19 protein-coding genes are annotated in these 21,217 nt (G+C 67.9%); 15 read left to right on the forward strand and 4 right to left on the reverse strand.

Features of this window, described 5'->3' with window-relative positions; translation table 11 throughout:
- The first annotated feature begins 8 nt into the window (after window positions 1–8).
- The gene (locus tag HWX62_RS18015; protein ID WP_175931472.1) at window positions 9–1,205 is read left to right on the forward strand and encodes a TauD/TfdA family dioxygenase; all 1,197 of its coding nucleotides are present in this window, start codon (window positions 9–11) and stop codon (window positions 1,203–1,205) included.
- A 190-nt stretch (window positions 1,206–1,395) separates the two neighbouring features.
- Here the strand turns inward: HWX62_RS18015 and HWX62_RS18020 are convergent, their stop codons facing one another.
- The 3 genes from HWX62_RS18020 to HWX62_RS18030 form a co-directional block, all read right to left on the reverse strand.
- Complete coding sequence (locus tag HWX62_RS18020) at window positions 1,396–1,695, reverse strand: DUF4148 domain-containing protein (protein WP_175931471.1); 300 nt, start codon at window positions 1,693–1,695, stop codon at window positions 1,396–1,398.
- 215 nt (window positions 1,696–1,910) lie between these two features.
- The gene (locus HWX62_RS18025) at window positions 1,911–2,897 is read right to left on the reverse strand and encodes an oxidoreductase (protein ID WP_175931470.1); all 987 of its coding nucleotides are present in this window, start codon (window positions 2,895–2,897) and stop codon (window positions 1,911–1,913) included.
- A 165-nt stretch (window positions 2,898–3,062) separates the two neighbouring features.
- The gene (locus tag HWX62_RS18030) at window positions 3,063–3,353 is read right to left on the reverse strand and encodes a DUF3331 domain-containing protein (RefSeq protein ID WP_006484717.1); all 291 of its coding nucleotides are present in this window, start codon (window positions 3,351–3,353) and stop codon (window positions 3,063–3,065) included.
- A 665-nt stretch (window positions 3,354–4,018) separates the two neighbouring features.
- Between HWX62_RS18030 and HWX62_RS18035 the strand changes: the two genes are divergently transcribed.
- The 10 genes from HWX62_RS18035 to HWX62_RS18080 all read left to right on the forward strand — a co-directional run bounded on the left by HWX62_RS18035 (window position 4,019) and on the right by HWX62_RS18080 (window position 14,443).
- Window positions 4,019–4,783, forward strand: a complete 765-nt coding sequence (locus tag HWX62_RS18035) for an SDR family oxidoreductase (RefSeq protein ID WP_175931469.1) — start codon at window positions 4,019–4,021, stop codon at window positions 4,781–4,783.
- A gap of 57 nt (window positions 4,784–4,840) precedes the next feature.
- Window positions 4,841–5,683 (forward strand): ureidoglycolate lyase, encoded by an 843-nt coding sequence (locus HWX62_RS18040; protein ID WP_089470377.1) that lies wholly within the window; start codon window positions 4,841–4,843, stop codon window positions 5,681–5,683.
- Window positions 5,684–5,706: 23 nt separating this feature from the next.
- Entirely contained in the window at window positions 5,707–6,984 is a 1,278-nt protein-coding gene (locus HWX62_RS18045) for an L-fuconate dehydratase (protein ID WP_175931468.1), read from the forward strand.
- A gap of 79 nt (window positions 6,985–7,063) precedes the next feature.
- Complete coding sequence (locus HWX62_RS18050) at window positions 7,064–7,840, forward strand: SDR family oxidoreductase (RefSeq protein ID WP_175931467.1); 777 nt, start codon at window positions 7,064–7,066, stop codon at window positions 7,838–7,840.
- A 12-nt stretch (window positions 7,841–7,852) separates the two neighbouring features.
- A complete protein-coding gene (locus HWX62_RS18055) occupies window positions 7,853–9,391 on the forward strand; it encodes a sugar ABC transporter ATP-binding protein (RefSeq protein WP_175931466.1) in 1,539 nt (512 codons plus the stop codon).
- Window positions 9,392–9,418: 27 nt separating this feature from the next.
- The gene (locus HWX62_RS18060) at window positions 9,419–10,456 is read left to right on the forward strand and encodes an ABC transporter permease (protein ID WP_175931465.1); all 1,038 of its coding nucleotides are present in this window, start codon (window positions 9,419–9,421) and stop codon (window positions 10,454–10,456) included.
- Between the two features lie 76 nt (window positions 10,457–10,532).
- The gene (locus HWX62_RS18065) at window positions 10,533–11,474 is read left to right on the forward strand and encodes an ABC transporter substrate-binding protein (protein ID WP_175931464.1); all 942 of its coding nucleotides are present in this window, start codon (window positions 10,533–10,535) and stop codon (window positions 11,472–11,474) included.
- 70 nt (window positions 11,475–11,544) lie between these two features.
- Complete coding sequence (locus tag HWX62_RS18070; RefSeq protein WP_175931578.1) at window positions 11,545–12,435, forward strand: amidohydrolase family protein; 891 nt, start codon at window positions 11,545–11,547, stop codon at window positions 12,433–12,435.
- Window positions 12,436–12,502: 67 nt separating this feature from the next.
- Complete coding sequence (locus HWX62_RS18075) at window positions 12,503–13,270, forward strand: FadR/GntR family transcriptional regulator (RefSeq protein ID WP_175931463.1); 768 nt, start codon at window positions 12,503–12,505, stop codon at window positions 13,268–13,270.
- 27 nt (window positions 13,271–13,297) lie between these two features.
- Complete coding sequence (locus HWX62_RS18080) at window positions 13,298–14,443, forward strand: alpha-hydroxy acid oxidase (RefSeq protein ID WP_175931462.1); 1,146 nt, start codon at window positions 13,298–13,300, stop codon at window positions 14,441–14,443.
- 51 nt (window positions 14,444–14,494) lie between these two features.
- Here the strand turns inward: HWX62_RS18080 and HWX62_RS18085 are convergent, their stop codons facing one another.
- Window positions 14,495–15,736: an FAD-binding oxidoreductase gene (locus HWX62_RS18085; protein WP_175931461.1), complete on the reverse strand. Its 1,242-nt coding sequence runs from the start codon at window positions 15,734–15,736 to the stop codon at window positions 14,495–14,497.
- Between the two features lie 745 nt (window positions 15,737–16,481).
- Here HWX62_RS18085 and HWX62_RS18090 point away from each other — a divergent pair.
- The 4 genes from HWX62_RS18090 to tssF all read left to right on the forward strand — a co-directional run bounded on the left by HWX62_RS18090 (window position 16,482) and on the right by tssF (window position 21,192).
- Window positions 16,482–17,180 (forward strand): YfiR family protein, encoded by a 699-nt coding sequence (locus tag HWX62_RS18090; RefSeq protein ID WP_175931460.1) that lies wholly within the window; start codon window positions 16,482–16,484, stop codon window positions 17,178–17,180.
- Window positions 17,177–18,445 carry a diguanylate cyclase gene (locus tag HWX62_RS18095; RefSeq protein ID WP_175931459.1) on the forward strand — a complete coding sequence of 423 codons (1,269 nt, stop codon included), beginning with the start codon at window positions 17,177–17,179 and terminating at the stop codon, window positions 18,443–18,445. Before HWX62_RS18090 ends, HWX62_RS18095 begins: the two co-directional genes overlap by 4 nt.
- Window positions 18,446–18,531: 86 nt before the next feature.
- Complete coding sequence (locus HWX62_RS18100; RefSeq protein WP_175931458.1) at window positions 18,532–19,041, forward strand: OmpA family protein; 510 nt, start codon at window positions 18,532–18,534, stop codon at window positions 19,039–19,041.
- 279 nt (window positions 19,042–19,320) lie between these two features.
- On the forward strand, window positions 19,321–21,192 hold the full coding sequence (tssF, locus tag HWX62_RS18105; protein ID WP_175931577.1) for a type VI secretion system baseplate subunit TssF: 1,872 nt from the start codon (window positions 19,321–19,323) through the stop codon (window positions 21,190–21,192).
- The last annotated feature ends 25 nt before the right edge of the window (window positions 21,193–21,217 follow it).

Raw genomic sequence — 21,217 nt, forward strand, 5'->3', positions numbered from 1 at the left:
AGGCAACGATGCAGGCAGCAGCGCAACACCGTATCGAGGACTGGCGGACGTTTTCGGCCGACGCGGCCATCGCGGCGGCGACGATCGGCGATGGCGCGGTGATCGTCGAGTGGAGCGACGCGCGACGATCGCCGTTTCATTTCGACTGGCTGCGCGACAACTGCACGTGCGCCGCATGCGTGCATGCGGTCACGCGCGAACAGGTATTCGAGATCGCCGATGCACGCGAGGATTTGTCGGCGCTCACCGTGCATGTCGAAGCCGACGGCGCACTGCACGTGGAATGGAACGACGGGCACCGCAGCGCGTGGTCGCCGGGCTGGCTGCGTGCGCATGCGTACGACGATGCGTCGCGCGCGGAGCGCCTGGCAGCGCAAGGGCGCCACGTATGGACCGGCGACGATGCGACGGCGATCGGCGTGTTCGCGTGGCGCGACGTGATGGAGGACGACCGTGCGTTGCTGGCATGGCTCGGTGCGTTGCAGCGCACGGGGCTCACGCTCGTCGAGGGCGTGCCGGCCGAGCGCGGCCGCGTCGACGAGGTCGCGCGCCGGGTCGGCCTGATTCGCGAAAGCAATTTCGGTGTGCTGTTCGACGTCGAATCGAAGCCGCGTCCGGACAGCAATGCGTATACGTCGCTGAATCTCCCGCCGCATACCGACCTGCCGACGCGCGAATTGCAGCCGGGCGTGCAGTTCCTGCATTGCCTCGCGAACGACGCGACGGGCGGCGACAGCATCTTCCTCGACGGTTTCGCGCTCGCGGATGCGCTGCGACGCGAACATCCGGACGATTTCGAGCAGCTCGCATCGACGCCGTTCGAGTTCTGGAACAAGAGCGCGACGAGCGATTACCGCTGTTCGGCGCCGGTGATCGGGCTCGATGCGCGCGGCAACGTGACGGAAGTGCGCGTCGCGAACTTCCTGCGCGGGCCGCTCGATGCGCCGGCCGGCGCGGTGGCGGCCGTCTATCGCGCGTACCGGCGGTTCCTCGCGCTGGCGCGCGAGCCGCGGTTTCGCGTGCAGCGCCGGCTGCGGGCGGGCGACATGTGGGCGTTCGACAACCGGCGCGTGCTGCATGCGCGCACCGAGTTCGACCCGTCGACGGGCCGCCGGCACTTGCAAGGCTGTTACGTCGATCGCGACGAGCTGCTGTCGCGGTGGCGCGTGCTGTCGCGCTCGGCGCCGGCAGAAGCGGCGCGCTGACCGGCGCGCACGGCGGCTCCACGCATACCTCTTCGGGAAAAAGCACCCGGACGCGAGGCGCCCGGGCGAAGCCACCCGCTGCGGGGCGGCGGAGGTATGCGTTTCACAAAAAAACGAGCCCCGCGAAGGGGGCTCGTCCGGACTGCGTAATCATCGCGCGGTGCGCGGCGCCCCCCGGGGGCGCATCGGCTTACTGGCCGAAGAAGATCGAGTCGCGTGCGTTCGACGAAGCGGCAGCCGGCGCGCCCGAGTGGACGAGCGGCGCCGGTTGTGCGCCGTAGCCGCTGGTGTCGGCGCCATGGACGCGCGCTTCGGCGCTCTGGATGTCGTTCGGGTAGTACGGGCTCGACAGGCCCGGCTTGTAGCCGGCTTGTTCGAGCTGGACCAGTTCGTTGCGCACTTGGGCGCGCGTCACGGTGCTTTGAGCGAATGCGCCGAACGAAGCGGACAGGGCGGCAGCGGCAACGACTGCGGAAACGAGCGATTTCATGGTGACCTCCGGTGTTTTATTGAGTTCGCTCTCGACACCATGTCTTGAGCGGTTGATCAAATCTTAGTCACCGGTGTGTTCAGGGTAAACGCTGATTTTGACGATAAATTGTTTCCTGGCTGGTAACAGTGCGGCGTCGAAACAGTCTTTCAGCGGGCTTTCTTTTCGGTTGATGTAATAAGTATGAAGAATTCGCGGCCCTGGCGGCGCGCGGTTCAACGTGCTTCGGCCGCCGCATCGAACGGCCGGCCCGGCGCGCGGCCGGCCGGCGCCCCGGAACTGAGGAGGCGCACGCCCGTCGCGGCTTCCGAGGCTTCCCACAGCAACGCCGCCGACGCCACGTCGCGCGCCGCGCGCGGCACGCTGGCCGGCGCGGGCAGCCCGCGCGATTCGAACCAGCCCGACGGGCCGATGTACGCGCCGCCGGCCAGATCGGGCGACGTGGCCGCGTGAATCGCGGGCAGCGCGCCTTGGTCGGCCGGCTGCGCGAGATAACGGTTCGCGGCACGCATCAGCGCGGCGCGGGCGGGCGAACTGTCCATCGCCGGGCCCGCGAACTGCAGGTTGGTCGCCGCGTAGCCGGGGTGGGCGGCGACGCTGATGCCGGCGAACGCCGCGCGCTCGAAGCGGCGCTGCAGCTCGATCGCGAACACGAGGTTCGCGAGCTTGCTGTCGCAATAGGCGAGATAGCGGTTGTAGCGATGCGCGGCGCGCAGGTCGTCGACCCGAATCCGGCCGCCGCGATTGAAGCCGCTCGACATCGTGACGACGCGCGCGCGTCTGGCGGCGCGCAGCGCCGGCAGCAGATGGCCGGTCAGCGCGAAATGGCCGAGGTGGTTGGTGCCGAACTGCATCTCGAAGCCGTCGCGCGTGTGCCGCAGCGGCAGGAACATCACGCCGGCGTTGTTGCAGAGGATGTCGACGCGGCCGTGGCGTTCGGCCACGTCGGCCGCGAAGCGTGCGATCGACGCGAGATCGGCGAGGTCGAGCGGATCGACTTCGACGCGTGCATGAGGATGAAGCCGGCGGATCGCGTCGGCGGCCTGCGCGCCGCGTGCGGCGTCGCGGCAGCCCATCACGACCGTCGCGCCTTTCGCGGCCAGCGTTTCCGCGATCTGCCAGCCGAGGCCGCTGTTGGCGCCGGTCACGACCGCGACCTTGCCGCCTTGCGCCGGCACGTGGCGCGCGCTCCATGCATGCATGTCTGCCTCCATCGGCGCGGCGGTCGGCCGCCGCACGTAATCGTTACATTGAGTGGTGTAACGATAGTGCGGGCGGACGGAGCAGACAAGCGGGGGAATTAGACCGGCGCTTCTAGGGCAGGCGGATGGTGCGGCACCGTCAGCCGCGCGCACGGCCGGCGGGCGTTACCGGCTGCCGGCCAGCGCGAGCACCTCGGCGGCGGAGATCATGGCGGCGGCGTTCGCGGGGGCCGGGCGCTCGGCCGGGCGGAACACTTCGTCGCCGCGGTGGATCACCTGGCGCGACAACGCACAGGTGCCGGTGCGCTGCGCGAAGCGGCGGCGCCAGCGTTGCTCGCCGTAGTGACAGCGGCCGGGCTCGACCCAGCGGACGACGAGCAGCGTATCGGAACGTTCGAGGATTTCGACGTGGACGTCGGCGGGATCGAGCGCAGGCAGGGATTTGGAGGCCTTCATTTTGCCGTTTCCTAAAGCTCGTGCGGTTTCGGCCGTGGCAGTGGATGTCACTACCCGATGGCGAATCCGTAGCGGTTTCCATGAGTGGTGCGCTAAATGTAAGCGTCTGTGACCGGAAAAAACATCCTGTCTGGCTCAAATTACCTTTTGCCGATTTAGAAACAATCCACGCTTATTTTCTTGAAAAACCAAGGACAAAAAGCCCCGGACGCGGACGTCCGGGGCGGAAAATCGGCCCGCGCGCCGTGACTGCTCGCCCAGTCACGGGATACATCGCCGGGGGACGGAGGTGCCCGCCGAGATCCGGCGCGGGCAGGGGAGGCGATGGACCGGAAGCGCGGTCCGGCAACACCATGATGGCGTGCGCCACCCGTTGGCACCCTGACGCGAACATGACTTTTTTGTCAGTTTGACGCGGCCGCTGCGTGGGATCGCCACGAGGAAACGGCCGAAGGGCCCGTCCGTACTGGGTTTATGCGATCACCCCAAGAAATTTCCAATACCCGTCCGCGGCCGGATTTTTCCTTGTGCGCCCCATTTCCCTGCCCGGGTAAATACTGAATCCCAATTTCGTGACAAACGCCCGATCCGTTTCTATGATTGGTTGGACCTTTGGTCCTTTGTGCCAATCGGCCGACGGGCGGCCGGCTTTTCGGAGAGAGCTCATGAGATTGCAGGGCAAACGCGCGCTGGTGACGGCGGCCGGGCAGGGCATCGGCCGCGCGACCGCGCTGCGGTTCGCGAGCGAGGGCGCCGACGTGCTGGCGACCGATATCAACGAAGCCGCACTGGTGCGGCTCGAAGCCGATGCCGAGCGCGCAGGCGGCCGGCTGGTCACGCGGCGGCTCGACGTCACCGACGCGCACGACATTGCCGCGCTGGCCGCGAGCGAACGCGCGTTCGACGTGCTGTTCAACTGCGCGGGCTACGTGCACCACGGCTCGATCCTCGAGTGCGACGAAGACGCATGGGCGTTCTCGCTGAACCTGAACGTCACGTCGATGTACCGGCTGATCCGCGCGCTGCTGCCCGCGATGCTCGAAGCCGGCGGCGCGTCGATCGTCAACATGGCGTCGGCCGCGTCGAGCGTGAAGGGCGTGCCGAACCGCTTCGTGTACGGGACCACCAAGGCGGCCGTGATCGGGCTGACCAAGGCGGTGGCCGCCGATTTCGTCGAGCGCGGCATCCGCTGCAACGCGATCTGCCCGGGCACGATCGAATCGCCGTCGCTGGAGCAGCGGATCGCCGACCAGGCGCGCACGCGCCACGTGTCCGCCGACGAGGTGCGCCAGGCGTTCGTCGCGCGCCAGCCGATCGGCCGCATCGGCACCGCGGATGAGGTGGCCGCGCTCGCGCTGTACCTGGCGTCCGACGAAGCATCGTTCACCACCGGCACGATTCACCTGATCGACGGCGGCTGGTCAAACTGACCGTGTCTGGCCGGCCGCGCCTTCCCATTCACTTTTCGTTTCCATTCGGATAACTCCATGAAACTGCTGAGATTTGGCGACAAACACCATGAAAAACCGGGCCTGCTGGATGCGCACGGCCAGATTCGCGACCTGTCCGGCGTGATCGACGACATCGCCGGCGACGCACTGACCCCCGCGTCGCTCGCGCGGCTGCGCGACATCCCGCCGTCGTCGCTGCCGCTCGTCGAAGGCACGCCGCGGCTCGGCGCGTGCGTCGGCCGCGTCGGCAAGTTCATCTGCATCGGGCTCAACTATTCGGATCACGCGGCCGAATCGGGGATGGAGGTGCCGAAGGAGCCCGTCGTGTTCGGCAAGTGGACGAGCGCGATCTCGGGCCCGAACGACGACGTCGAGATTCCGCGCGGCTCGGAGAAGACCGACTGGGAAGTCGAGCTCGGCGTGGTGATCGGCCAGGGCGGCCGCTATATCGACGAAGCCGATGCGCTGTCGCACGTCGCCGGCTACTGCGTCGTGAACGACGTGTCGGAGCGCGAATACCAGCTCGAGCGCGGCGGCACGTGGGACAAGGGCAAGGGCAACGACACGTTCGGCCCGATCGGCCCGTGGCTCGTCACGGCCGACGAAGTGCCCGATCCGCACGCGCTGCGGCTGTGGCTGGAAGTGGACGGCCATCGCTACCAGAACGGCACGACCGCGACGATGGTGTTCCGCGTGCCGCACCTGATCAGCTACCTGAGCCGCTTCATGAGCCTGCAGCCGGGCGACGTGATCTCGACCGGCACGCCGCCGGGCGTCGGCCTCGGGCAGAAGCCGCCCGTCTACCTGCGCGCCGGCCAGGTGATCACGCTCGGCATCGACGGGCTCGGCGAGCAACGTCAGCGCACCGTGCAGGCCTGATTTCCTTCAACGGACGGTTCGTCATGCCTATCATTCGATCGATGCGCGTCCTCGACGTGCGCTTTCCGACCTCGCGCCAGCTCGACGGCTCCGACGCGATGAATCCGGACCCCGATTATTCGGCGGCCTACGTCGTGCTCGAAACCGACCGCGACGGGCTCGAAGGTCACGGGCTCACGTTCACCATCGGGCGCGGCAACGAAATCTGCTGCGCGGCGATCGACGCGATGCGTCACCTCGTCGTCGGCCTCGACCTCGACTGGATCCGCGAGGACATGGGCCGCTTCTGGCGGCACGTCACGTCGGACAGCCAGTTGCGCTGGATCGGCCCCGACAAGGGCGCGATCCACCTGGCGACGGGCGCCGTCGTCAATGCGGTGTGGGATTTGTGGGCGAAGGCCGTCGGCAAGCCGCTGTGGCGGCTCGTCGCCGACATGAGCCCGGAGGAACTGGTGCGGGCGATCGACTTCCGCTACCTGACCGACTGCCTGAGCCCGGACGAGGCGCTCGAGCTGCTGCGCCGGCAGGCGCCCGGCAAGGCCGCGCGGATCGCCGCGCTGGAGCGCGACGGCTACCCGTGCTACACGACGTCGGCCGGCTGGCTCGGTTACAGCGACGACAAGCTGCGCCGGCTGTGCCGCGAGGCGGTGGAAGAAGGCTTCGACTACGTGAAGCTGAAGGTCGGCGCGAACCTCGAGGACGACATCCGCCGCGTGACGATCGCGCGCGAGGTGATCGGCCCCGACCGCAAGCTGATGATCGACGCGAACCAGGTGTGGGAAGTCGACGAGGCGATCGACTGGGTGCGCGAGCTCGCGTTCGCGCGGCCGTGGTTCATCGAGGAGCCGACGAGCCCCGACGACGTCGAAGGGCATCGCAAGATCCGCGAGGCGATCGCGCCGGTGCAGGTCGCGACCGGCGAGATGTGCCAGAACCGCGTGCTGTTCAAGCAGTTCATCGCGCGCGGCGCGATCGACGTCGTGCAGATCGACGCGTGCCGGCTCGGCGGCGTGAACGAGATTCTCGCGGTGATGCTGATGGCCGCGAAGTACGGGCTGCCGGTGTGTCCGCATGCGGGCGGCGTCGGGCTGTGCGAGTACGTGCAGCACCTGTCGATGATCGATTACGTGTGCATGTCGGGCACGAAGGAAGGGCGTGTGACCGAGTACGTCGATCACCTGCACGAGCATTTCGTCGAGCCGTGCGTGGTGCGCAATGCGGCATACATGCCGCCGACGGCGCCCGGCTTCTCGATCGAGATGAAGCCCGAATCGCTGGAGCAATACCGGTTTCGCGGCTGACGCAGGGCGACGCACGACGGCGCGCCGCGCGCGTCGTGCATGCCGTGCGCGGCGACAACATGAACGACGGAGACGCGAAGTGGATTTGAATCTGCAACACAAGGTCGTGATCGTGACCGGCGGCGCGTCGGGCATCGGCGCCGCGATCTCGATGCGGCTGGCCGGCGAAGGCGCGATCCCGGTGGTGTTCGCGCGCCACGCACCCGACGACGGCTTCTGGCGCGAACTCACGCGGAAACAGCCGCGCGCCGCGTGCGTCACGGTCGAACTGCAGGACGACGCGCAGTGCCGCGACGGCGTCGCCCAAACTCTCGCGCGCTTCGGTCGCATCGACGGCCTCGTCAACAACGCGGGCATCAACGACAGCATCGGGCTCGACGCCGGCCGCGACGCGTTCGTCGCATCGCTCGAACGCAACCTGGTCCACTACTACGTGATGGCGCACTACTGCGTGCCGCACCTGAAGGCGGCACGCGGCGCGATCGTCAACATCTCGTCGAAGACGGCCGTGACCGGCCAGGGCAACACGAGTGGCTATTGCGCGTCGAAGGGCGCGCAGCTCGCGCTGACGCGCGAATGGGCGGTCGCATTGCGCGACGACGGCGTGCGCGTGAACGCGGTGATCCCGGCCGAAGTGATGACGCCGCTCTACCGGAACTGGATCGCCGGCTTCGACGACCCGCAAGCGAAGGTCGCGGAAATCGCGGGCAAGGTGCCGCTCGGCCGGCGCTTCACGACGGCCGACGAGATCGCCGACACGACCGTGTTCCTGCTGTCGGAGCGCGCGTCGCACACGACGGGCCAGTGGCTGTTCGTCGACGGCGGCTATACGCATCTCGATCGAGCGATCAGCTGAGGGCCGCGTTCCATGCAATCCGACCTGAACCCGAACGCCGCGCCGCCGCTGATCGCGCTGACCGGCATCGGCAAGCGCTTTCCGGGCGTCCAGGCGCTCGACGATTGCCGCTTCGACCTGCGCGCGGGCGAAGTGCATGCGCTGATGGGCGAGAACGGCGCCGGCAAGTCGACGCTGATGAAGATTCTCGCGGGCGTCTATCCGCGCGACGCGGGCGAGATCCGGATGGACGGCCGCCCGGTGGAGATCGCCGACCCGCGCGCCGCGCAGGCGCTCGGCATCGGCATCATCCATCAGGAACTGAACCTGATGAATCACCTGAGCGTCGCGCAGAACATCTTCATCGGCCGCGAGCCGCGCGGCCGTTTCGGCGTGTTCGTCGACGAAGACCGGCTGAACCGGGAAGCCGCCGCGATCTTCCGGCGCATGCGGCTCGATCTCGATCCGCGCACGCCGGTCGGCCGGCTGACGGTCGCGAAGCAGCAGATGGTCGAGATCGCGAAGGCGCTGTCGTTCGATTCGCGCGTGCTGATCATGGACGAGCCGACCGCCGCGCTGAACAACGCGGAGATAGCGGAGCTGTTTCGCATCATCCGCGACCTGCGTGCGCACGGCGTCGGCATCGTCTACATCTCGCACAAGATGGACGAGCTGCGCCAGATCGCCGATCGCGTGACCGTGATGCGCGACGGCAAGTACGTCGCGACCGTGCCGATGGCCGGCACGTCGATGGAATCGATCATCTCGATGATGGTCGGCCGCCAGCTCGATACGGACGCCCGCACGCCGCCCGATACGTCCGCGAACGAGATTGCGCTCGAAGTGCGCGGGCTGTCGCGCGGTCGCGCGATCCGCGACGTCGGCTTCACGCTGCGACGCGGCGAGATCCTCGGCTTCGCCGGGCTGATGGGCGCGGGCCGCACCGAGGTCGCGCGCGCGGTGTTCGGCGCGGACCCGGTCGATGCGGGCGAGATCCGCGTGAACGGCCGGGCCGTGACGATCCGCACGCCGGCCGACGCGGTGAAATATGGCATCGGCTACCTGTCCGAGGATCGCAAGCATTTCGGGCTCGCGGTCGGGATGGACGTGCAGAACAACATCGCGCTGTCGAGCATGCGCCGCTTCGTGCGCCGCGGCCTGTTCCTCGATGCGCGCGCGATGCGCGAGGCCGCGCAGTCGTACGTGCGGCAGCTCGCGATCCGCACGCCGTCGGTCGCGCAGCCCGCGCGGCTCCTGTCGGGCGGCAACCAGCAGAAGATCGTGATCGCGAAGTGGCTGCTGCGCGACTGCGACATCCTGTTCTTCGACGAACCGACGCGCGGCATCGACGTCGGCGCGAAAAGCGAGATCTACAAGCTGCTCGACGCGCTCGCCGCCGACGGCAAGGCGATCGTGATGATCTCGTCGGAGTTGCCCGAGGTGCTGCGCATGAGCCACCGGATTCTCGTGATGTGCGAAGGCCGCGTGACCGGCGAATTGCGCGCGGCCGACGCCACGCAGGAAAAGATCATGCAGCTCGCGACGCAGCGCGAGTCGACCGTATTGTCCTGAATCAGACGCCCAGACGCCTACCCGATCATGTCCAACGATACGCATCCCGTTCCGCCCCTGGCCACCGGCGACACGCCGGCGGCCGCATCGCGCCTGAAGGCGCGCTTCTTCAACCCGGCCGCGCGGCAGAAGCTGCTCGCGTTCGCGAGCCTCGTGCTGCTGATCGTGTTCTTCAGTTTCGCGTCGTCGAACTTCCTCGAAGTCGACAACCTCGTGTCGATCCTGCAGGCCACCGCCGTGAACGGCGTGTTGGCCGTCGCCTGTACGTACGTGATCATCACGTCCGGCATCGACCTGTCGGTCGGCACGCTGATGACGTTCTGCGCGGTGATGGCCGGCGTCGTGCTGACGAAATGGGGGATGCCGCTGCCGCTCGGGATCCTCGCCGCGCTGTGCTTCGGCGCGCTTTCCGGCTGCGTGTCGGGCTTCGTGATCGCGAAGATGAAGGTGCCGCCGTTCATCGCGACGCTCGGCATGATGATGCTGCTCAAGGGGCTGTCGCTCGTGATCTCGGGCACGCGGCCGATCTACTTCAACGACACGCCGGGCTTCACGTCGATCGCGCAGGATTCGCTGATCGGCAGCCTGATCCCCGCGCTGCCGATTCCGAACGCGGTGCTGATCCTGTTCCTCGTCGCGATCGGCGCGTCGATCGTGCTCAACCGCACGATCTTCGGCCGCTACACGTTCGCGCTCGGCAGCAACGAGGAAGCGCTGCGGCTGTCCGGCGTGAACGTCGATGCGTGGAAGATCGCCGTCTACACGTTCAGCGGCGCGGTGTGCGGGATCGCCGGGCTGCTGATCGCGTCGCGGCTGAACTCCGCGCAGCCGGCGCTCGGCCAGGGCTACGAGCTCGATGCGATCGCGGCCGTCGTGATCGGCGGCACGTCGCTGTCGGGCGGCGCGGGCAGCATCGTCGGCACCATCATCGGCGCGTTCATCATGAGCGTGCTGACCAACGGCCTGCGCATCATGTCGGTCGCGCAGGAATGGCAGACGGTCGTGACGGGCGTGATCATCATCCTCGCCGTCTACGTGGACATCCTGCGCCGACGTCGCCGCTGACGCCGACGCACCAGGGCATGGGCTTCACCGCCGGCCGGGCCGGCATTTCAGTCGATACCAACCAAGGAGACGCGAAGTGATCAGGAGCAAGGTGTTGAACGCGATCGTCGGGCTGACGTTCGCCGCCGGCGTCACGGCCGGCGCGCAGGCGCAGGAGACATACATTCCGCTGATCTCGAAAGGCTTCCAGCATCAGTTCTGGCAGGCCGTGAAATCGGGCGCGGCGCAGGCCGCGAAGGACTACAAGGTGAAGGTGACGTTCGAAGGGCCCGAAACCGAGGCGATGGTCGACAAGCAGATCGACATGCTGTCGGCCGCGATCGCGAAGAAGCCGGCCGCGCTCGGCTTCGCGGCGCTCGACAGCAAGGCCGCGCTGCCGCTCCTGAAGAAGGCGCAGGCCGAGAAGATCCCGGTGATCGCGTTCGACTCGGGCGTGGACAGCGACATTCCGGTGACGACGGCCGCGACCAACAACAAGGCGGCCGCCGCGCTCGCCGCCGACAAGCTCGCCGCGCTGATCGGCGACGAAGGCCAGGTGGCGGTGGTCGCGCACGACCAGACGAGCCGGACCGGCATCGATCGCCGCGACGGCTTCCTCGACCGGATGAAATCCGCGCACCCGAAGGTGCAGGTCGTGACCGTGCAGTACGGCGAGGGCGACCAGCTGAAATCGACCGAAGTGACGAAGTCGATCCTGCAGGCGTATCCGAAGCTCAAGGGGCTGTTCGGCACCAACGAGGGTTCGGCGATCGGCGTGGTCAACGGCGTGCGCGAGATGAAGCGCAAGGTGGTGATCGTCGGCTACGACTCCGGCAAGCAGCAGAAGGACGCGATCCGCAGCGGGCTGATGGCCGGCGCGATCACGCAGAACCCGATCGGGATCGGCTACAAGACGGTCGAGGCGGCCGTGAAGGCGATCAAGGGCGAGAAGCTGCCGAAGGTCATCGATACCGGGTTCTACTGGTACGACAAGACCAATATCGACGATCCGAAGATCGCGGCGGTGCTGTACGACTGAACGTGGCGTGCCGGCGGCGATCGCGGCGATCCGTGCCGCCGCCGACGACCTGACCGAACACGAGGGCATCATGGGCGCAGTGCGTATCGATTCGCATCAGCACTTCTGGCGTTATCGCGCGGCCGACTATCCGTGGATCGGCCCCGGCATGGGCGTGCTCGCGCGCGACTACCTGCCCGACGCGCTGTGGCCGCAGCTGCATGCGCAGGCGCTCGGCGCATCGATCGCGGTGCAGGCGCGCGCCGGGCGCGACGAGACGGCGTTCCTGCTGGATCTCGCGCGCGACGACGCACGCATCGCGGCGGTGGTCGGCTGGGAGGATCTCGGGGCGCCGGCGCTGGCCGACCGTATCGCCGAGTGGCGCAGCCCGAAGCTGCGCGGTTTTCGTCATCAGGTGCAGGACGAAGCCGACGTCGGCGCGTTCGTCGCGGATCCCGGCTTCAATCGCGGCATCGCGTGGCTGCAGGCGCACGGCTATGTGTACGACGTGCTCGTGTTCGAGCGCCAGTTGCCGGACGTGCGCGCGTTCTGCATGCGGCACGATGCGCACTGGCTCGTGCTCGATCATTGCGGCAAGCCGGCGCTCGCCGAGTTCGAGCGCGACGACACGGCGTTTCCGCGCTGGCGAGCGTCGCTGCGCGAGCTCGGCGCGCTGCCGCACGTCGTGTGCAAGCTGTCGGGGCTCGTGACCGAGGCCGACTGGCGGCGCGGGCTGCGCGCGCAGGACATCCGGCATGTCGAGCAGTGCCTCGACGCGGCGCTCGACGCATTCGGCCCGCAGCGGCTGATGTTCGGATCGGACTGGCCCGTGTGCCTGCTCGCGGCGTCGTATGACGAGGTGGCGTCGCTCGTCGAGCGCTGGGCCGAATCGCGGCTGTCGGCCGCCGAGCGCGGCGCGTTGTGGGGCGGCACGGCCGCGCGTTGCTACGCGGTGCCGGGCGAGGCGGAGCGCGGCATATAAAATAGGCGCGAGCGGTCCGTGCGATTCGTCGGCCGCCCGCAACGAAACCGATTACCAGCGTCAACGTATGTCCATCCAGCCGATTCAGAACCGCCGCCTCTACCAGCAGATCGCCGACACGCTCAGTGCGATGATCGAGTCCGGCGATTTCCCGCCGGGCAGCTATCTGCCGCCCGAGCGCGAACTCGCCGAACGGTTCGGCGTGTCGCGCACGTCGGTGCGCGAGGCGCTGATCGCGCTCGAAGTGAACGGGCTCGTCAGCGTGCGTGTCGGCGACGGCGTGAAGGTGCGCCATCCCGAAACGGCTGCCGCGCCCGAGCCCGCGCGGGTGCCCGACGCGAAGGTCGCGCCGTTCTCGATCGTCGAGATCGATCCCGAGCTCGGCATCGCGCTCGATCTCGACACCGAAATCCCGCCGTTCGCGCTGTTGCAGGCGCGCCGGCTGATCGAGCCGGAAGCCGCGTCGCTGGCCGCCAAGCACGGCTCGGACGCGCAGATCGAAGGGATCCACGAAGCGTTCCTGCGCAACCAGGACGACAACCGCAGCGGCTCGCTCACGCACCCGGGCGACCGGCTGTTCCATATCCGTATCGCGGAGGCGAGCGATAACGCCGCGTATGCGCTGATGATCAAGCAACTGCTCGCGCACAAGTACGACCCGATGTTCCAGCGGCTGCAGTCGCTGTACATGCCGAACGACATGCCGCATCGCTCGGAGCTCGAGCATCGCGCGATCCTCGACGCGATTCGCGCGCGCGACCCCGACGCCGCGCGCCGGGCGATGGCCGAGCATCTCGACGAAGTGATCCGCATCTTCGGCCGCGCGCTCGACTGAGTGCGTGCGCCGAATGGAGTGTGACGAATGCGCGTGAACGATTGCCACAATTTCCACGACTTCCGCGAGCTGGCCCGGCGGCGGTTGCCGGGACCGATCTTCAACTACATCGACGGTGCGGCCGACGATGAAGTCACGTATCGACGCAACACGAGCGCGTTCGAGCGCTGCGACCTGGTGCCGAACGTGTTGCGTGGCGTGCGCGATGTCGATCTGTCGGTGACGGTCATGGGGCAAAAGCTCGGCATGCCGGTGTATTGTTCGCCGACCGCGCTGCAACGCCTGTTTCATCATGATGGCGAGCGCGCGGTCGCCGCCGCGGCCGCGAAATTCGACACGATGTTCGGCGTGTCGTCGCTCGGCACCGTGAGTCTGGAAGAAGCGCGTGCGATCAGCCCGGGGCCGCAGGTGTACCAGTTCTATTTTCACAAGGATCGCGGCCTCAACCGCGAGATGATGAACCGTTCGAGGCAGGCCGGCGTGAACGTGATGATGCTGACGGTGGACAGCATCACCGGCGGCAATCGCGAGCGCGACAAGCGCACCGGTTTCTCGATCCCGTTCCGGTTGACGCTCGCGGGGCTGACCGAGTTCGCGTTGAAGCCGGCCTGGGCGTTCAACTATCTGACCCACGAGCGGTTCCGTTTGCCGCAACTCGACAAGCACGTCGACATGGGCCGCGGCGCGATGTCGATCAGCCGCTACTTCACGGACATGCTCGATCCGTCGATGTCATGGGACGATGTCGCCGCGATGGTGCGGGAGTGGAACGGCCAGTTTTGCCTGAAAGGCGTGATGTCGGTCGACGACGCTCGCAGGGCGGTGGACATCGGCTGCACCGGCATCGTGTTGTCGAACCACGGCGGACGGCAACTGGACGGTTCGCGCGCCGCGTTCGACCAGCTTGCCGAGATCGTCGATGCGGTGGGCGACCGGATCGACGTGATGATGGACGGCGGCGTGCAGCGTGGTTCGCACGTCCTGAAGGCGCTGGCGCTGGGTGCGAAGGCCGTCGGGCTCGGGCGTTATTACCTGTTTCCGCTCGCCGCCGCCGGGCAGCCCGGCGTCGAGCGTGCGTTGCAGCTGATGCGCACGGAGATCGACCGGGACATGCGGCTGATGGGCTGCGCGTCCGTTTCGCAGCTCGGGCGAGACCAGCTTCGCTTTCGCTGACGGCGGCGGGTGCGCCGCCGTCAGGCCGGCGTGCCGGCCGATATCGCGCGCTCAGAAGCGATCCGCGCGATACGGCGCCGGATCGGTGAACGGCGCCTCGCCGGTCATCATCTCGGCCAGCAGGCGGCCGGTGACGGGGCCGAGCGTCAGCCCGTGATGGTTGTGCCCGAACGCGAACCACAGCCCGCGATGCGCGGGCGCGGGGCCGATCACCGGGCGCATGTCGGGCGTGCACGGCCGGAAGCCGAGCCACGGATGCGGATCGAGCCGCTCGCCGAAACCGAACACCGGCCGCGCGACGCGTTCCGCGCGTTCGAGCTGCACGCCCGTTGGCGGAAGCCCGCGCCGCGCGATCTCGACGCCGGTCGTCAGCCGCAGCCCGCGCCGCATCGGCGCGATCACGTAGCCGTATTCGCGATCGACGATCGGCGCCGACGGTACGCCGCGTGCGGACGGCGCGTAGTGCATGTGATAGCCGCGCTTCTCGCGCAGCGGGATCTTGTAGCCGAACTTGCCGAACACCGTGTCGGACCACGGGCCGAGCGCGACGACGACGGCCGGCGCGGCCGCCGGGCCGTCGTCGGTCCTCACCTGCCAGCCGGGCGACAGCGCGTCGAGGCTCGCGGCGTCGCCCGTCAGCAGCGTGCCGCCGCCCTGCACGAACAGTTGCGCATACGCTTTGACGAGCGCGGCAGGATCGACGACGCTTTTCGGGTCGAGCCAGTGCAGCGCGCCGCAGAAGCCCGGTGCGAGGCTCGGCTCGTGCGCGAGCAGCGCGGCCGCATCGAGCGGCGTGATGCCGAGCCCGTGGCGGCGCGCGGTGAGGCCGGCCTCGGCCACGCCGCGTTCGAATGCGGCCGGTGTGCGGAACGCCTCCAGCCAGCCGCTGGCGCGGACCAGTTCGCCGGCGCCGGCCCGCGCGATCAGCGCGTCGTGTTCGACGATGCAGCGCTCGATCAGCGGCAGCATGTCGCGCGAGGCCGCCGCGTGGCGCAGCGGCGCCGATTCCCACCAGAACCGCGCGAGCCACGGCGCGAACGCGGGCAATGACGCGCTGTGCCAGTAGAGATCGGTCGAGCGGTTCAGCGCATAGCGCATCAGCGTGAACGGGCTGCGCGGGAACGGGTACGGCTCGACCGACGAACGCTCGATCAGCCCGGCATTGCCGAAGCTCGTGCCTTCGCCGGGCGCGCCGCGATCGACGAGGGCGACCTTGCGGCCGCGATCCTGCAGGTGCAGCGCGGCGGAGACGCCGACGATGCCGGCGCCGAGAACGATGACGTCGAAATCCATCGATGGTGAGTGACGGTTGGCGGGGCGCCTGCCCGCGGTACGGTGCGCGCGCCCGGGTTGGAGAAGGTGCGAGCTGCAAGCATACTCGCGGCGGCGCCGGGTACCAAGAGGGCGGTGGGCGGCCGGCACGTGCCAGATGGCCCGCGTGCGACGATTGCCGCCGACGACGAAGATACGGGAAGGCGGGGCGGCCGGCACGTACGAACAGCCGAACGCGCGAGGCGTGACGAGCGCACGGCTCGGGATAGCCGTCGAGAACGTCGACGAGCGAGCCGCGCTCGTGCGTATCAACGCATCGGGAACCGCGTCGTTCGTCCCGCGAGCACGCATGTACCTATCGAGCCCGTGATCGTCGACGTGTTCCACACGATGGTCGGCACGGTGTCGTTGCAGGCGCAATCGTGGTCGCGAGCGGCTCGTCGAACGCGCGGGTGCAACGCGCGATGTACGTCGACGGCTGCGTCGCGCGCGAGAACGTATGAAGTTTGCGTCGTACGAGTACCCAATCCGCTGATCAATCCGCCGACGTCGACATTGAAGCGACGTCGCTAGACCCATGCACCCGCTTCGTCGGGCAGCAACACGGAATCCGCATACGTTCCGACCTTTTCGCGGGTGTTTCCCACTGCTTGGTCGTCCGAATTTTTACCTAAGATGAAGAAATCGTGCGCGTCATTCGGTGCTTGCATGCGCATGGAGGGAGGCAGGAGGCAGCGCCGGAGCGATGCCAGCGGATGTTGCCATCATGGAAGCGAAAGTATGCGCGGCGGCTGCCTGTCTTGCGACGGCAACGACGCCAACGGGCGCGGCGGAGATCGCCGCACGGACGACGAGCCGGCCCGGCCGGATCGCTTCCGTGCGCCACGCGTTGCTCGCAATCGTTTGCGTTCTGTGTGCCGCCCCCGCCGTGCTCGCCGGGGCGCCCGCCGATACGGACGGCCCGGCTGACGACGTGCTCCTCGCCGCAGCCGCGGCGCCCCCCGCCGATCCCGTCGTTTCGTCACACGATGCGGCCGTGCGTCAGGTCGTGCTCGGCATCATCAGCTTCACGCGCTGGCCGACGACACCCGTGCGCCTGCATCTGTGCATCGCCGGGCGGCCCGACTACGCACGCGGCCTGACCGACACGCTGCAGGCCGGCTCGACGTTGCTCGACGTCCAGCGCGTGCGCTTCGACGATCCGTCGCTCGGCATCGCGTGCGACGTCGTCTATCTCGGCGCGTTGAGCAACGACGAGCGCGCGCGGGTGCGAGCGGCATTGGCCGGCCATCCGGTGCTGACGATCGCGGAACACGACCCGTCCTGCACCGCGGGCGGCATGTTCTGCCTCGATGTCGACGGCGATCGCGTGTCGTTCGAGATCAATCTCGACGCGGTTGCGCGCAGCGGCGTGCGCGTGCATCCGAATGTCCTCAATCTCGCACGACGACCGGTGACGCCATGAGCCGGTTCCCGCTTCCCGTTTCGTCTGCGCACATGTCGCGCCCGACGCTGCAAAGCGTGTTGCGTCGCGCGCACCTGCGCCTCGCGTTCGTCGCCGTGACGATGGCCGCCGTGTCGTTGATCGTCGTCGCCGTGATCGCGCTGCGCGCGTATGCCGGCAACAACCTGAACCTGCTGGCGCGCTCGCTCGGTTATACGGTCGAGGCGGCGCTCGTGTTCGGCGACCGCGTCGCGGCGAACGAGGCGATCGGGATGATCGCCGGCGACGAGGACGTCGCGCAGGTGGTCGTCACCGACAGCAACGGACAACTGTTCGCGACGTGGCAATTGCCGGCCGGAAACGGGATTGCGCGGCTCGAGCGCGCCGTTGCCGACATGGCGCTGCCGGGGCCGGTGACCGTCCCGGTGATGCACGACGGCATCATCGTCGGCCACGTCGTCGTGCGCGGGCGCGGGCATCAATTCTTCGGCTTCCTGCTCGGCGGCGTCGGCGGCATTCTCGGTTGCCTGGCCGTCAGCGTGTTCGGCGCGTACGTCAGCTCGAAGCGCCTGCTGCGCGACATCGTTTCCCCGCTGCGCGCGCTGGCCGGTGTCGCGCACGCGGTGCGGCGCGAGCGCGCGTTCGCGCGGCGCGTCGAGCCGGCGGCGATCGCCGAACTGAACCAGCTCGGCGACGACTTCAACGCGTTGCTCGACGAATTCGAAGACTGGCAGAACACGCTGCGCGACGAGAACGCGTCGCTCGAGCACAAGGCGACGCACGATGCGCTCACGGGGTTGCCCAACCGCGTGCAGTTCGAATCGCGCCTCGCGCTGGCGCTTTGCGACGCCACGTTGACGGGGCAGCGGGTCGCCGTGCTGTATCTCGACTGCGACCGCTTCAAGGAGATCAACGACGGTCTCGGCCACGACGCCGGGGACGCGGTGCTGATCGGCATCGCATCGCGGCTGCGCACGCAGGTGCGCGAGACCGATCTCGTCGCCCGCCTGGGCGGCGACGAATTTGCGGTGATGCTGGCGCCGGTGCCTGAAGCGGGCAGCGTGTGCCGGATCGCCGACGAGATTTTGTCCGGCATGGCGCCGTCGATCGAGCTGTCCGACGGCCGCGTGGTGGCCACCATGATGAGTGCCGGCGTTGCGCTGTATCCCGATCACGCGTCGGACGCGAGCGGCTTGCTGCGCGCGGCCGATATCGCGATGTATCGCGCCAAGCGCGCACGGCCGGGATCGTGGCAACTGGCGCAGAGCGTTGCGGGGCCGGTTTGATGGCGATCGACTCGCGCCGCGGGCGAGGCCGCGGCGGCAGTTAAAAGAAGCGCTTGCAGAGCGGGCGCGATGGAAGGGGATGCGACATGAACCACTCGTTTCCTGTGAGCATGGGGCGGATGTGCGTCGGGAGTGCGCTGCTGCTGTGCATGCTGCTGGGGGGCTGCAAGACGCCGCCGCTTCATCGGGGGCTGACGCAGACGCAGGTGACGGCGCTGAAGTCGGCCGGGTTCCAGGAGACTGGAGAGGGATTCGAGTTCGGGTCGACCGGGCCGATCCTGTTCGATTTCGACCGTTACAACCTGAAGCCGGACGTTCGGCGGATCGTCGAACGCATCGGGCGGACGTTGCGGTCGGCGGGGATCAACGGGGTGCGCGTTTATGGATACTCCGACGACGAGGGGACGGAGAAATACGACGTCGAGTTGTCGCGGCGGCGGGCGGAGGTCGTGGCGATCGAGCTGGTCGACGTCGGGCTCGACGCGAAGCAGATCGCAGTCGCCGGAAAAGGGAAGCTCGATCCGGTGGGGGATAACAGGACGCCAGGCGGGCGGGCGCAGAATCGGCGGGCGGCGATCGTGGTGTCGCCGAGGTGAGCGGGTGCGTTGCGTGTCGGTCGTCGTGCCGACACGCACGCTGTACCGTCTGTCGTAACGGTTCGCCATCATTGTCGAGAAAACGTTCGAACGGCCGTTTGCAAGCGGTGAGCCTTGATGTTGGCGGCATTTCGGAGGGGCGTCGATTGAGTTCGTCGTCGCCAACCTCGCGATTTTCGATTCAGTGAGAATGAAACAATCCGTCATCCCAATAAAATCGTTTCGCCTTTTTTGAACGCTGCATCGTCATACGCACATGCAGCGACGGACGGAACGAGGATGGCCATCGAACCCAAGGATCTGTTGCCGCACTTCGAACGCGAGATGACGCTGCTGCGCCGTTCGGTGCAGGCGTTTGCTCAACGCTTTCCCAAAATAGCCGCTCGCCTGGCGATCACCGGCGAGCATTCGGACGATCCGCACGTCGAACGCCTGTTGCAGTCATTCGCGTTGATGGCGGCGTGTCACGACATTCGTCTCGAAGATGACGTGCCTGCGTTTACGCACGGCTTTCTCGACACGCTGCACGGCGCTTTCCTGCGCCCGTTTCCATCGTGCGCGATTGCGCAATTTCATGGCGACCGCAGCAGCGAACTCTTTGCGCCACGCGTCGTGCCGCGCGGCGATCGGCTGATCGCGCCTGTCGGCAAGGAAGTATTCCGCATCGCGGACGACGTCGCGATCGTGCCGCTGACCGTGTCGTCGGTGCGTTACACAACATCGTCGATCGCGCCGCGCGACGTCGCGTTGCCCCCGGAAGCGACCGGTTTGCTGACCTTCACGTTCGAGCTCACGGCACCGCAGGCGACGTTCGCCATCGTGCCGGACAGCGTGCGCCTGCATTTCACCGGCGCGAGGGAAGTCGTCGCGGCACTCACCGATGCCGCGTTGCTCCTTGCCGGCCGAAGTTTCGCCGAAGCAGGCGATTCGACGCGCTGGAAGCGCCTGCCGGACGCGACGTTTACGGCCGTCGGCTTCGATCCGGCCGATGCGCTGCTCGACGTGCAGCCGGACGACGCCCTCTGGCCATTCCACCTGCTGATGGCGTATTGCGCGGTGCCGGAGCGTTTCGACTTTGTCGACCTGGACATGCGGGCGGTCAAGCGAATCGCCGGTGGCAGCCATCGCGTCGCGCTCCACCTCGCGATCGCGGGTGTGCATCCGGATTCGCACCGCGCGCAGCGCCTGGCTGCCGCCACGGCCGACCACGTCCGGTTGTCTTGTACGCCGGTCGTCAACCTGTTTCCGGACGACGCCCAGCCGATCGAGACGCGCGCCGGTTGCGCCCATTACACGGTAAGTGCACTCGCGCAGGCCGGAGCGTCGCGCACGGCTATCTGGTCGATCGACACCGTGCGTCAGGTATCCGACTCGGGCACATCGACACTGGCGCCGTTTCAGTCGCTACGGCATGGCACGGACGTTCGCCCCGGGTTGTTCTGGACGGTGTTGCGCGACGAGGCAAGGCGGGCACCGCGGGAACCTGTCGATCCCCGGACCAAGGAGACCTCGCCGCCGGCTCCGGCCGACGCTGCGGAGGCGCTCCGCGGCGTCGAACTGGAACTGGTCGACGTGGACGGACGACCGGCCGATCCGGGCCATCGCAAGCTGGAGATCCGGCTGTCCTGCACGCAGGGCGATCTGTCCGGGATGCAGGAGCGCGAACTGGCATTGCCCACCGGCGATCCGGCAGGAACGGTCATGCTGCTGAACCGGCCGACGTCGAGCCGGCCGCCCGCTTTCCGCTACGGGGAGCTGTGGGATCTGCTGTCGCTCCTCGTGCCGCAGGCGATCCGGCTGGACAAGGGCGGCCTGACCCAGCTCAGGCGGCTTTGCGCGCGCTGGGCGGAGGACGCCGTCGACGCCGGCCGGCGTTTCGATGCGCTCGTGTCGTTGTCGACGGCGCGCGTGCGGTGCTGGCTGCCCGGCAAGCCGGCATCGGCTTTCGTGCACGGGCTGGAGGTGCGGCTGGTCGTGGACGAGCAGCGTTTCGCCGCGTTCAGCCTGAGCGGATTCGCGCAGGTGATGGACCGGTTTTTCGCGCCCTACGTGCCGGTCACCAGCTTCGTGCAGGTCGTGCTGTTTTCGGCCGCTACCGGCGCGCCGCTCCGGCGCGGGGCGCCGCGTCCCGGCACCCAGCCGCTGGTCTAGGTCCCGATTTTCAGGGACCGAACGA

Origin of the sequence: Burkholderia sp. BCC0506, assembly GCF_902833145.1 — a bacterium.
Lineage (GTDB): Bacteria > Pseudomonadota > Gammaproteobacteria > Burkholderiales > Burkholderiaceae > Burkholderia.